1 protein-coding gene is annotated in these 455 nt (G+C 58.7%); it reads left to right on the top strand.

What is annotated here, in order from left to right; genetic code table 11:
• Positions 1 to 455: ribose-phosphate diphosphokinase (prs, locus tag FFX44_RS12605; RefSeq protein WP_289981795.1), on the top strand; the 455-nt coding region annotated here is incomplete at both ends.

Raw genomic sequence — 455 nt, 5'->3', positions numbered from 1 at the left:
ATTTCGCCAACGGTGAAATCTACGTCCGCTTCGAGGAATCAGTTCGTGGCTCCGACTGCTTCGTCCTGCAGTCCCACACCCAGCCTCTCAACAAGTGGCTCATGGAACAGCTGCTGATGATCGACGCTTTGAAGCGTGGTTCCGCAAAGCGCATCACCGCGATCCTGCCGTTCTACCCATATGCCCGCCAGGACAAGAAGCACCGCGGCCGCGAGCCAATTTCTGCTCGCCTCATCGCCGACCTCATGCTCACCGCTGGCGCGGACCGTATCGTGTCCGTGGACTTGCACACCGATCAGATCCAGGGCTTCTTCGACGGCCCAGTCGATCACATGCACGCCATGCCGATCCTCACCGATCACATCAAGGAAAACTACAACCTGGACAACATCTGCGTGGTCTCCCCTGACGCAGGTCGCGTGAAGGTTGCAGAGAAGTGGGCTAACACCTTGGGC

Source organism: Lactobacillus sp. UCMA15818 (assembly GCF_030400225.1).
Taxonomy (GTDB): Bacteria; Bacillota; Bacilli; order Lactobacillales; family Lactobacillaceae; genus Liquorilactobacillus.
Note: the sequence above shows the minus strand (reverse complement) of the source record. Positions and strands in the feature narration are given on the sequence as shown.